The organism is Pseudomonas sp. SIMBA_041 (genome assembly GCF_046535095.1).
Classification (GTDB): domain Bacteria; phylum Pseudomonadota; class Gammaproteobacteria; order Pseudomonadales; family Pseudomonadaceae; genus Aquipseudomonas; species Aquipseudomonas mucoides.
In genome coordinates, this window is the sequence record NZ_JAWRXJ010000006.1 from 1 (window position 1) to 12,074 (window position 12,074).

The following is a 12,074-nucleotide window of genomic DNA, read 5'->3' on the forward strand; positions in this document are numbered from 1 at the left end:
ACAAAGACTTCGATCACGCGCTCGGTGGCTTCGCCGCTGGCGTGCACGGCGTACCAGCTTTTGTCCTGCACTGGCACCTGTTGGCCGGCCCTGTTGTAAATGCGCGGAGTCGCTTTTTTGCTCATGTTTGCTCCTGGTCGTCGAGCGCCTGAAGCAGTTCGACGAGCGTGCTGTAATTAAGACCTTTGCCCCGAGCCCGCTCGGCATCGGCGGCGTTTTCTTCGTCCACCGTTTCGGCGTCATAACCGGTGCGCAAGACCATCTCGCTGCGCGAGGCGAAGCCGGCGTTGACTTCCATCGTGCGGGACTGAACATCCTGAACCGGATGGATATAGGCCCAGCCCTGTGGCACCCAGCGCGTGCGCAGGTACTCACGTCGGCGCTGGGCATAGTCCGGCAACAGCACGGCGCCACTGAGCACCGCCATGTCCATCCAAGCGGCCCGCACCGGGCGACACAACTGGTGCACATACACACCAAATTGCAGTTGCTCCAGGCGACGCCGGAACTCAGTGAGTACCACGCGCAGTGCGCGGTCATTCACCCCGCGCATGTCGCCCGTGAGAATTTCGTAGGGCATCCCGGCACCGGCGGCCGCGGCCATCAGTTGCTGACGCATGAAGTCCGCGTAGTTGTTACCCGCGTCCGGTGGCGTGGAAAACTCAACCTCCTCGCCCGGTAACAGCTCCTGCATCGTCCCGGGCTCCAGGGCGACCATGGGCGTGAATCCATCCGAGGCAAGGTTCAACGGCGCACCGGTCACCGGGTCCACTGGAGTCTGGATGTCATCCGGCGATGGCTTTTTGATGAAGCCGGCGAACAGATTCGCCACCTCCTGACGGAACAGCACCGCATCGTCGTAATTGTCCAGGCTGCGCAAGCGTTTGAGGACCGGCGACAAGCGTGGCAAGCCGCGTAACTGTCCCGGCTCGACCGGTTCAAAAATGTGCAGCACCTGGCTGGCCGGCACCCGCACCAGCTGGTTGTAGCCACTGTTCAAGGACGAGGCATCTCCGGGATGCGAACGGTACATCCAATACGCTACCCGACGGCTGTCCGGAGTGAACTCGATCCCGGCGCGGATAACATTGCCGTTGCGCGCGGCCTTGAACTTGTCGTGCGGTACAAATTCCGGGGCCAGCACCTGAAGCTGCAACGGCACAACCAAGCCTTCGTCGAGGCTGCGCGGACGCAAGCGGATAAAACATTCACCCGCCGTTTCCACGGTCCGCGCGATCAGTGCCTGTTGTCCGTAGAAGTCAGTCAGACCATCGGCATCTGACTCTTCGGCCCAATCGGCCCAGAGTTCCTGCAGCAGGTGCCGAAGTTTATCGTCCTGGGTTTTCGGCCGCGGCGTGATGCCGGTGCCGATCAGATTGCTGACCCGTTTATCGATGACGTTGAAGGCGTACGGGTCGTTGCGCACCGCCGCCCGGGAACGTGAGCGCAGGTTGCGCAATGCAGGAATCGCAATGCTGTTGAAGCCGGCGTCGGGTGCATCCCAACTCGCGGAACGACGCCCTTCCGCCGCCCCTTCGTAACTGGCTTTGATGTTTGAGGGGAGCAGGAAACCGCTGCGACCCAAGGTGGGAAAGTGACGAGCCATTACAGTCCCTTGCCTCCATGATAAAGCCGCACGATGCGCGACCGAGGACCGGCCGCCGCGATCAGCGAGCTGCGAATTTCGTCGCGTGCCCTGAGCAGTTCGTCGATGTCGCGGTACTCGACATTTCGATCCGCATAGCGCACGATTTTTTCGCCGCGCGCGATTGCCTTCTCGACCGCATCGAGTTGCTGTTGGGTAAAGGCCATGGGGATCGCTCTAAAGTAAAAAGGCAACGGGGGGTGCAACGCGATTTCACTCAGCGTCGTTTTTTGAGGTAGCCGCTGCTGGAGCTTCGACGCTGTGGGGGCCGTGCAATCAGCACCGGTGCCGCGGCCGGCTTGGTCGGTAGCGGTACGGGATCAGCCGGTGTCGGTACCTGATCTGCCGGTTGCTGTCGTGAGGTCGCCGGAGCGCGGACACGTTCGACCGCGATGGGTTTCTCGCCCGGTGACGCCGCCTGAAACAGCGCATTTCTCACCCGCTCCCAGTCGTGTTCCTTGTAGCGGTTCAGGCCCAAGTAGTGCGCCATCGCCAGGCTATACACCATCAAATCGAGGGCTTCGTTGCGCTCCGCCTTGCCCTTGACCCATTCAATTTTTTTGTAGCCTTTGACGTAACGAGTGACCTTGCGCTCGGCGACACACTGGGCAAAAAAGTCATCGGGCAGATCGTTGGCAAAGTGCAGCGCGCCCGGACCGTCCTCCACTGGATAGCGGTTGTAGATCCAATCTTTGGCGGTGTCAGTGCCGACGAACCACAGCTCGACACCCTTACGTTCGGTCTGACCTTTCCAAGTGACATCCATCATCGATGGCCGCTGCGCAATGACCGGTCGACCCGGCTTGCTCGCGCCCTTGACGGCGAAGATGTTGCGCCAACGCCGCAGCCGGCAGAACTGGTAAACCTCGTCGGTGTGGTTACCACCGGAGTCGATGCCGGCCGCCCGGATCGTCAGCTCCACACCACACGGGTGGGGGTAACGCGCCTTGAGTTTGTCATCGAGCACCGACCAGGTGCGGTCGTCGGACGGATCGCCCCAGATAACCTGGTAGTCGATGATCCAACGCTCCATGCCGGCGCCCCAACCGACCACCATGAACTCCAGCCGGTTGGCTTGGACATCCACCGAAGCCGTGAGCATCAACACAGCAAACGGCATCGAACCCAGCCCATAGCTTTCCAGGCGTGCCCGCGCCATCAAGACGTCCGCTTTGGTTTGCTCCTGGGCACTGTCCCAAACCTTCGCCAGACGGGTGTTGTAGAACACCTGCATGGGTTCCAAATCGCCGCGAGACATGGCGGTTTTGGCCTTCTCGAACTGCTTGGCCAGTGATGCCCAACCGGTCCAGCCGGGAGGCGAGTACAGCGCATTGAGGTTGAAGCCGACGGTTTCGCCATCACCTGTGGCATGCGCGCGCCACTCGCCCTTGGTCAACATCTCGCCCTTGTGATGTTCTTCTATCAGCACGTCACAGTCGGGCCCGGCGCACTCGTAGTGCGCCAGTTGGTAATTCGCCGAGTAATGCAGGCGCTCCCATTCCAGGACTTGCATGTGCCCGCAAGTCGGGCACGGCACGTAGTAAAAACGCTGGTCGCTGGTCTCGAACAGATCGGCAATACGCGAAGCCCCTCTGATCGTCGGCGAACTGGAAAAGTAAAATTTGGCGTTACGGCCAAACGTACTGCCCCGGGTTTCAGCCAGCTCAATCGGATCGCCTTCCTCGCCCACGTCCACCACCCAGCGATCCACCTCATCGCCGTAGATGTAACGGGCCGACAACTCCGAGAGGTTCGCTGCAGAACCGGCGGTGGTGACATACAACGAACCACCTTCGAACTCTTTGGTGTCCATGGTGTTGCGTGCATCACGCGATCGGTTCGCCGCCACCCGTTCGCGCAACACCGGGGTGGCCTTGATGGTCTTGCCGATGCGCGACGAGACTCGTTTGGCCAATCCCAGGCTGGGCAATAGCGTGAGAATGTTCGACGGTGCCATATGTATCAGACCGCCAATCCAGTTCAAGGCGATCTGGGTTTTCATCAACTGCGAGGCGACCATAGTCACCACGCGCTTGCAGGGGTGCGCCGGTGACAGGCAGCGCATCGGTTCGCGGGCATACGGGGTCCGCGCCGTACGGTACTGGCCGGGTTCGGCGGCGCCGGCATCGCGTGGGATACGCATGTATTCGTCGGCCCACTGATCGATCCAGAGATCTGGGTCCGGTTGTAGCCCACGGAAATGCGCCTCACGGTACACCGCTGCACCATCCGGGATCTCTGAGGGCATAGATTTAACTCGGGGTGACGGCGTGCTCTAGATCAGCCTTTGACACTCGTTCGGCGTCTTCCAGCGCTTGTCGAATGGCCGCAGTCAAAAGCCTCTCGATTTGCCAGGGGTCGGTCATCCCGGCCATTTCCGGGGCCAGGCGCGGAGGCAATCCCAGCAACTGATCACGCACTTGGCGGCCAGCGTTATAGGCTGCATTTTCCACTGCCTTTCGCTCAACGAGTGTGCGCTGCTGGGTATGAAAGTTGGCCTGCTCTTGCAAGGCCAAATAGTGTTCCCGCATAGCGCGGGCCTTCTGAAAATCCGGCGCCAGTCCCAGCTGATCAGCCTCGATTTCTTCGCCCGCGCTGGGAGCGTCGCGCTGAAGTCGCTGCTGCTCGTGTCGAGCAGCGACACCGGCTTTACTCGGATCGCTGGTCATCGCCAGGAGCTGGTCGCTAGCATTCACGTCAATCAACCCGGCGCCGTTCACAACCAGCCTTTCATTTTGCACCAATTTACTGATGTGCTGCCTCGACCAGCCCTTCAGTTCGCCGTATTCCTTGCGTGTTAAAAAAGCCATATACCCTCACCTGCTGATTTCCGGGTAACGCGTAACCTTGTCAACTTACTTGACAGCCTTCCCAAGCGTTTATCCGCGAGTTTCATTGTGAACGCCTGAATAGATCAGATAGGCGTTACGACCAGTCGTAGCGGACCTGGGCGGAGAAATGCTGGGGGGATAAGTACAAACTTTGACGGCTCGAAATCAGGATTTGCTGTCAACCTGTCAACCTGTGTCAACTAACTTTCAGACCCTGCCGCTAACGCGTTTGCGCGAGTCTTATGCCCCGTGTTCCTTGGAAGTTGCCAGGGTCCCCGCCGCCCCAAATCTACGCAGTGACGCGTTGCCTGCACCGTGAAGACAAACATTGCAGGGACGCATCCAGCATCGACGCAAAACGTTATCCATATCAACGGGCGATCGATCTCAAAGCGATAGCGTACCCAAGCCCTCAAATGCGTGAGGGTTAATAACGGTAGCAATCTCAAGGAGACAGGCATGACAAAGTACCTGATCGCTCACGTGCGTCAGAGCGGGCAAGACATGATAATTTTCCCGCTGGACTCTTCATTCGGCAGTAAGTCAGACCATGCGCAAGAAGAGTTTATGAGGACGTTTCAGTTAGCGGCTGCCGGCGCGAATCTCGCGGGGCGTGTCGTCGTAATCTGGCGCTCGGGGAATCGTACTTACTTCAGAGCCCCACCCGCCTGGCACTCTTTTTTCAAATCGCCAAACGCCTATGCGTTTGTGATGGCCAACCTCAACAAAGAGCTAACGATCTAGCATCCTTTCCAGAGACTTTGAGTTCTGCGCTGCTGCATCGGCGCAATCAACCGGGCAGTTGAGCTCTGCACGGGCATGATCAAGCGCACGCTGCAACGCGTCGATGATCTTTTCAATCGTTCCATCCCGGCGGAAGGACAGGTTTGTCACACCGCCGGTCTCTGTCTTAACCCACAGCACCTCCAATTCTTCGTTCAATACCTGTACTTGCATAAATCCCCCTTCTGTAGCTTTTAAAAACAAAAACGACACCTACTGGCTATCAAGGTATTGCTGCAAGCTGGCGCGCAATCTCGTCAAAAATTGTCTTGGCTGACCAGGTATGTGCCGCGAGGTCGGTGCCTGCTTGTAGCATTGCGGCATCACCCTCAGCTGGAATGGCTGGTTGGTCAATCAGGTCGTTGTAGCTACCCGAAAAGTCCGAAGTTCCACTGCCGATAGCGGTACGCGCAGCCGCTGCGTCGACACTCACCAGCACTGCCTTACCGACATCCGAGGCGTCCGTGATGCTGTCCGAAGTGATATCGCCTGGCGCACCACCGAAATTGCTCGATCCCTTCACCACAGCCTGAAGCACTTGAAAACCTTCAGTGATGGAGACAGGGCTACCGTAAGGCTGCCAGCCATCGGCCATGGACTCGGTCAGCTTGGCCACCAGGTCGTCGGCATTGTCGGCCACAACAGCGCCATATTGGGTGTAGGCCATTATCTAAACCTCACGATTGAATGATTGAGCGGTGAGCGGCTGACATGCAGGCGACTCACCACAATGGATGTAGCCCGTGGCGGCATAGGCCAGCAGGAGCACAAGAGGCAGCACCCAAGAACAGCGCTTCATGGCGCCGAATCCGATTTAGGAAACTTGAAGTCGGCGAACCGATCAGCCAGATCGGCAATCTTCTTCACGCCAAGGAAACCGATGAACACACCAGCAGCCGTGGCGAAGTTCTGCGGTAAGCCGAAGTACTCCAGTAGCGGAATCAAGCCAATGGTGATCAGCGTGCAAAGCGACGCTTCAAGCAGCGCCTGTCGTCGGGTGCCGCCGCCGTAAATGATGCGCAAAGCACCGACCACGAATGACAATGCTCCGGCGTAGATCGTCGGTGCATGCTGCCCCAGCCACGCGAAAACGAGCAGCCATGTGTCTGGTTTATCGGGCATGTTTGTCATCCAAATCCCTCCTTTTCGGAGAGCGCAATAGATCCGGTTCCAGCAGCACTTCCCAGCTCGAAGCGAAGGGCGTGGCGGAACCGAAAACGAAAAAGCCCTGCTCGATGGCAGGGCTTGTAAATGGGCACAAAAAACCCGACTCAATGGTCGGGTTCTTGAAAGGCGTCTCGCTGCGTTCACAGCAACACACGCTGCTATAAAAGCAGGTCTATTCCGCGCGGAAAAGGCTTTTCCGCAGTAAATGCGAAATTGCACCCAACTTGACCACACGTTTGCATTCGCGTTGGCCATCTGATGCATGGAATTTGTTCATCACTCCTCAACCACGCTGGGGGAAGATAACTACGCATTTCAGGCCTGCACGACAGGCGATAATCGGCCAACAGCAGCCCTTCATGATCGGCTGCTACTGGCCAAAAGGTAGCACTGGCCTACACCGACCTACGGCGAGTGCCAGCAGTGGATCGCAAGAGTCGCACTACTTCGATACCACCAGCGCCGGTGGCTGCCAACTGCCCTCACCAGCGGGAAGAATCGAAGGTGGCGTGGCCTTCGGCCAATAGAGGCGCATCACCAGATAGGCCGTGTCGTCAGGCGCGGGCAACCAATTGGACTCCTTGGTCTTGCCCGGCGAATCCTTCTGGATGTAAAGCGTCAGTGAACCATCCGCGTTCTTTTTCATGGCCGACAGCATCGGCGAATTGATCAGGTAGCGGTTGATCGGATTCTTGATCAGCAGTTGGCTTTTGCCGTCGTACATGGTCACTGACCAGAAGGCATTGACTGGCGGCAATTTGCCGGCGGGGAAGGTGAGCGTGTAGCTGTGCTTGCCGGTATTCAACGTCTGACCATTGCCATCGGTACGCGTAATGGGGTACATCGCCTCGGCGGCATCATTACCGTACAGACCAGCCTTCGCGGCGCCAGCTCGCATCAGCCAGTCGCCTTTGTAGAACGCCTGGTCGCCGAAGAACGCGCCAACACTCCAGCCATTGATATTCTTCATTCCGCTCGAGAGGAATTTGTCGACCTTCTCGTCGCCGGCCTTCATCCCGAGCAGGACCACGGCCTTGTGCTCGAGCGAGAGGTCCTTGAATTCGAAGTTCCGCCCAGGGCCTACGCCGATGCTGGCCAGCCTGGCCCGAATCTCCTTGTCGTCATCCGATACTGGCACATACTGCAGCGCCGCCGACAGGTACTCGAAGAAGTTGGCCTTGATGCCATCCGTGGTGGCCGGCACGAAATCAATCTTCGACGCAGCGAGCGGCGCAGGTTGATGGAGGAAGGCTGACAGCGACTGGATCTTGTAGCCCGCCTGCAACTTCTCTACATTTGGCATGTCGGCCGGATTGAACAATTGGGTCCGGATCAGGGTCAGTGCGAAGGGAGTCGTGGAGCTGAACACCTTCTCGATGCCTGGAGGTGTCGCTCCCTTCCAGTCGGGGCCTGCAATCATGTAGCTCCCGGGCGCGCTGGCAGTTGCCCGGCTCCCGATGTAGCCGTAGTTGTAGGTGTTGCCGTCGATCAGTTGCACCGAGTAGTAGCGCTTTTTGGAGACGGCCGGCACGGTAATCACGAGCGGATCTGCACGCAGGTCGGCCCAGAGTATCGAGTACGGCGTGTCGCTGTTGGGTGTAATGATGGCGGTGTCAGCCGGTGTCGCGACCCGATGATCGTTGTGCAGTTGGTTGAAGGGGGCCTTAAACTGGCTGGACTTGGAGTCCACCGCGAATTCGTTCATCACGGCGTAGTTCATAACCAACGGCAAGCCGTAGATAAAGCCTTCCTCGGCGATCGCCTTGGTTTGCTCCAGACTCGGCGCGGGCACGCCCTTGGCCTCATCCTCCTTATCTGCCTGCGTGATCGGATCGTTCTTGCTCGCACACCCCGCAAAAAGCGTTGAACCCACTACGACGAGTGCCGCAGCCATTGTCCAACCCCGGTTAAACTTCCTGTTCATTTCTACCTCGTTAGTTTGAGCAAGCTGGCACCGTGGGCGTTCATGGCCACGGTGAAATAATTTGAATACTTCTTGTGGCAAAGTCACGCGCTCAGGGAGTGTAGATCACAATAAGCCAGCATCCCCTTGCGCAGATGAGCAGCTCAGATTCAGTTCCGTACTATTTACGCGTCGCCGTTACGGACCATTTGGCTTCGAGAACAGCCAATCCTGATCTGCAGCCAAAAAGCGGATAGTCAGAGAATCACTCTAGAGGCCCGCCAAAGACCGCACGGGTCGATTACTGCCCTTCGCGACGGGCAGAAATCGGCCAAAAGCAGACGCCTAACATGCGCCCTCGAAACTTGGCACTCACTTGGGAAACAACAATGTAAACGCCACCCTGAATCCCCAGCCCTCGGCACCATCTTTCGGACTATCTGCCCAATAGCGTGGTCCTGCTTGCACGGTCATGGGTTGATGGCCCACTTTGAACAACTGAGTGACGAAAAGGTTGATTGGCACTGACCATTCTCGGGTCTGCCAGTCATAGGTGGATTCGGTGTTGATGCCGAAGGTGGTGTAGGTGTGTGTGGTGTAGCTGAAGAAAGGTTGCAGGAAAGTCGCGTTAACCTTGTCCTTGTCATCGGGCGGGCTGTTTTCCAGCGACCAGATGTGGTTGGCCAGAATGCCGCGGGTCCAGCCGTCATGTTGCTTGAGTGCCACGAACGTCGGCCCCAATCCCCATTGCTCGCTGCTCAGAAGTTCGTCGCTGCCGGTGGGCACCAATATCGCTGGGCCTACGCCCCAAATCCAGCCACTAGCGGTGGGCTGTTTGGGTGAAAAAAAGAAGCTTTGAGTGACGTCTCCCACTCCTGACTTATCGGCAACCCCGCCGGGCACCAGACCATGCTGATCGATGACGGGCAGGATGGTGCGGGAAATCAGATTCCACTCCTCGTTAAGACTGAAAGGCAGCACCGGCTGGATGTTGGTAACACTCTGATACCCCTTACCGCTGGGGCCGAGTTTTTGGTTCCAGTTATATTGAATCGGCAAACTGTATAGCGCGGCAACCGGGTTTAGGGATTGTTTGGCTAGTTCTGCCTGGCTATCGGCAGCGACGCCAGATTCAGACCAGACCATCGCGAAGGCAATAAAGCGAGCGAGCTGAAAGCCTTTGTTCATTGCCAGCTCCTTTCTCAGTGAGGAGAGAATTGGACAACTGCATCGCTAATGTAAGGCTAAGGGTTAGCCCTAGCGCAGGTTGAGCGTAGATCAGGTTTTTGAACCGTGTTCAGAAAGAACAGTAGATGCAGTCGGTTAATTACCTATTCAACTGGAAAACCGCACTAGACTCTACCCTGCGCCTTAACTTGTGCATGGTCATGCAGTCGGTGGGAAATGATTCTGTACGCAGTACCTAGGCTAATTACTCGGTGGTCAATGCACTAAGGGTCAATGTGGTTGTGCGCTCATCACCCGGTTGCCAACACAACGAAACTACGAGGATTGCTGGTATGGACAAGCTTTCGGATCGTTTCAAGCTGTCTGTCATGTTTGCTGCACTGTTGTCATTGAATGGGCTTGCCCACGCCGCCCAAACGGAAAAAACCAATATCCTATTTATCGTCTCCGACGACACCGGCTATGGCGACCTCGGTCCTTATGGCGGTGGTATTGGTCGGGGAATGCCTACGCCGAGCATCGATCAACTGGCGGCAGAAGGGGTCACTTTTTACTCGTTTTATGCCCAGCCAAGCTGCACACCTGGCCGCGCGGCCATGCAAACCGGTCGAATCCCCAACCGTAGCGGCATGACGACCGTGGCCTTCCAGGGCCAGGGCGGTGGTTTGCCAGCCGCCGAGTGGACGTTGGCATCGGTATTGAAAACCGGTGGCTATGACACCTATTTCACCGGCAAATGGCATTTGGGCGAAGCCGACTATGCGCTACCCAACGCGCAAGGTTATGACGTGATGAAGTACGTCGGCCTGTACCACCTCAATGCCTACACCTACGCTGACCCGACGTGGTTCCCCGACATGGACCCGGAAACCCGAGCTATGTTTCAACGGGTGACCAAGGGCGCGTTGTCCGGCAAGGCGGGTGAAAAACCGGTCGAAGAATTCAAGATCAACGGCCAGTACGTCGACACGCCTGTCGTCGATGGCAAGCCCGGTGTGGTCGGCATTCCGTTCTTTGATAACTACGTCGAAAAAGCCGCTCTGGAGTTTCTCGACACAGCGGCCAAATCGGACAAGCCATTTTTCATCAACATCAACTTCATGAAAGTGCACCAGCCCAACATGCCGGCACCGGAGTTCATTCATAAGTCCATGTCCAAGTCCAAGTACGCCGACTCGGTCGTCGAACTCGACACCCACATCGGTCGGATCATGGACAAGCTCAAGGCGCTCGGCCTGGATAAGAACACGTTGGTGGTTTACACCACGGACAACGGCGCCTGGCAGGATGTTTATCCGGATGCCGGCTACACCCCGTTCCGCGGAACCAAGGGCACGGTGCGTGAGGGCGGTAACCGGGTACCCGCCATTGCCGTCTGGCCAGACAAGATCAAGCCGGACACCAAAAACCACGAGATACTCGGAGGCCTGGATTTGATGGCGACTTTCGCCTCGGTTGCCGGCGTGAAGCTGCCCGAAAAAGATCGCGAAGGTCAGCCGATCATATTCGACAGCTACGACATGACACCCGTCCTCACCGCCAGTGGCCCTTCTCCGCGCAAGGAGTGGTTCTACTTCACCGAGAACGAATTGTCGCCGGGCGCGGCCCGTGTCGGGAACTACAAGGCCGTGTTCAACTTGCGCGGCGATGATGGTGCACAAACCGGTGGTCTGGCGGTGGACTCGAACCTTGGGTGGAAAGGCGCTGAAAAGTATGTCGCCACCGTGCCGCAGGTTTTCGACTTGTGGCAAGACCCGCAAGAGCGCTATGACCTGTTCATGAACAACTTTACCGAGCGTACCTGGACGATGGTGCCGATCACGGCGGCGATCATGAAGCTGATGAAAACCTACGTCGATTACCCGCCACGCAAACTGCAAAGCATGGGTTATGACGGGCCGATCGAGCTGTCGAAGTACCAGCAATTCCAATACGTACGGGATGCCCTGAAAAAAGAAGGCATCAACTTGTCGATGCCAAACGGCAACTGATCAAGCAGGCGAAACAGGGCGGCCTCGACAGAGGTCGCCACTTCAATATGATGTTTGCGAGTAGTGGCATTTTTAAGATCCTTAGCAGTCACCAATGGCTGCTTAGGGTCGTTCTGTGCCGGTCAACGCCTCGTAGCTTCTCGGTCAAATTCGATGCAAACACCTGGCCGGATCGATTAAGCAGCTTGCCGTATTACATCAACAGCACAATCGATCCATGCCGCCCCTGCTCTCGCCAGTTCCCGCGCTTTCCCCTCGCTTATACCGTAGTGCTTGCCAACCCGGACCATGGGCCATTTAGCACCGTAGTAAAGCCAAATAATATCGCCCATCTGTTGATCACGATGTGAGAGCCGTGCCACTGCGCTGTCAATAGCTCCGGCCCATTCGTCCGTGATGCAATAGTTCTTGCTCGACGACACTTGCGGCATCGCCTGGCGCATCAGCGTAAATGTCGGTGAGGTGTAATGGGGTATCCCTGCCCCGTCCATTCGCCACCATCCCCACTGCTCCAACAGGTACTCAGTATCTCCCAACGGTCGGCCTGCCGGCTTACGAATCATCAT

General features: G+C 57.4%; 12 protein-coding genes and 1 pseudogene. 2 read left to right on the forward strand and 11 right to left on the reverse strand.

Annotated features, from left to right (window positions below; genetic code table 11):
- The 5 genes and pseudogenes from SB725_RS15315 to SB725_RS15335 form a co-directional block, all read right to left on the reverse strand.
- A pseudogene (locus SB725_RS15315) lies at nt 1-125 on the reverse strand (Clp protease ClpP); the annotation flags it as partial.
- Entirely contained in the window at nt 122-1,606 is a 1,485-nt protein-coding gene (locus SB725_RS15320) for a phage portal protein (RefSeq protein ID WP_410922103.1), read from the reverse strand. The gene SB725_RS15320 and the pseudogene SB725_RS15315, both read right to left, overlap by 4 nt.
- The gene (locus tag SB725_RS15325) at nt 1,606-1,812 is read right to left on the reverse strand and encodes a phage head-tail joining protein (RefSeq protein ID WP_027923826.1); all 207 of its coding nucleotides are present in this window, start codon (nt 1,810-1,812) and stop codon (nt 1,606-1,608) included. Before SB725_RS15325 ends, SB725_RS15320 begins: the two co-directional genes overlap by 1 nt.
- A 50-nt stretch (nt 1,813-1,862) precedes the next feature.
- Nucleotides 1,863-3,893, reverse strand: a complete 2,031-nt coding sequence (locus SB725_RS15330; protein ID WP_410922104.1) for a phage terminase large subunit family protein — start codon at nt 3,891-3,893, stop codon at nt 1,863-1,865.
- 4 nt (nt 3,894-3,897) lie between these two features.
- Nucleotides 3,898-4,455, reverse strand: coding sequence for a terminase small subunit (locus SB725_RS15335; protein WP_410922106.1), 558 nt, complete (start codon nt 4,453-4,455; stop codon nt 3,898-3,900).
- Between the two features lie 480 nt (nt 4,456-4,935).
- On the opposite strand from SB725_RS15335, the gene SB725_RS15340 reads away from it, so the two are divergent.
- Nucleotides 4,936-5,220, forward strand: a complete 285-nt coding sequence (locus tag SB725_RS15340; protein ID WP_410922108.1) for a hypothetical protein — start codon at nt 4,936-4,938, stop codon at nt 5,218-5,220.
- Here the strand turns inward: SB725_RS15340 and SB725_RS15345 are convergent.
- The 5 genes from SB725_RS15345 to SB725_RS15365 all read right to left on the reverse strand — a co-directional run bounded on the left by SB725_RS15345 (nt 5,209) and on the right by SB725_RS15365 (nt 9,517).
- The gene (locus SB725_RS15345) at nt 5,209-5,433 is read right to left on the reverse strand and encodes a hypothetical protein (protein ID WP_410922109.1); all 225 of its coding nucleotides are present in this window, start codon (nt 5,431-5,433) and stop codon (nt 5,209-5,211) included. The genes SB725_RS15340 and SB725_RS15345 overlap by 12 nt on opposite strands.
- Before the next feature lie 49 nt (nt 5,434-5,482).
- Nucleotides 5,483-5,926: a DUF1737 domain-containing protein gene (locus SB725_RS15350; protein WP_410922110.1), complete on the reverse strand. Its 444-nt coding sequence runs from the start codon at nt 5,924-5,926 to the stop codon at nt 5,483-5,485.
- Nucleotides 5,927-6,054: 128 nt separating this feature from the next.
- Entirely contained in the window at nt 6,055-6,390 is a 336-nt protein-coding gene (locus SB725_RS15355; protein ID WP_410922111.1) for a phage holin, lambda family, read from the reverse strand.
- 478 nt (nt 6,391-6,868) lie between these two features.
- A complete protein-coding gene (locus SB725_RS15360; protein WP_410922427.1) occupies nt 6,869-8,320 on the reverse strand; it encodes a DUF1254 domain-containing protein in 1,452 nt (483 codons plus the stop codon).
- A gap of 381 nt (nt 8,321-8,701) precedes the next feature.
- Nucleotides 8,702-9,517: a transporter gene (locus SB725_RS15365; RefSeq protein WP_410922112.1), complete on the reverse strand. Its 816-nt coding sequence runs from the start codon at nt 9,515-9,517 to the stop codon at nt 8,702-8,704.
- Between the two features lie 332 nt (nt 9,518-9,849).
- Here SB725_RS15365 and SB725_RS15370 point away from each other — a divergent pair, with 332 nt between their 5' ends.
- Nucleotides 9,850-11,508, forward strand: a complete 1,659-nt coding sequence (locus SB725_RS15370) for an arylsulfatase (protein WP_410922113.1) — start codon at nt 9,850-9,852, stop codon at nt 11,506-11,508.
- Between the two features lie 176 nt (nt 11,509-11,684).
- Here the strand turns inward: SB725_RS15370 and SB725_RS15375 are convergent, their stop codons facing one another.
- Entirely contained in the window at nt 11,685-12,074 is a 390-nt protein-coding gene (locus SB725_RS15375) for an antiterminator Q family protein (RefSeq protein ID WP_410922114.1), read from the reverse strand.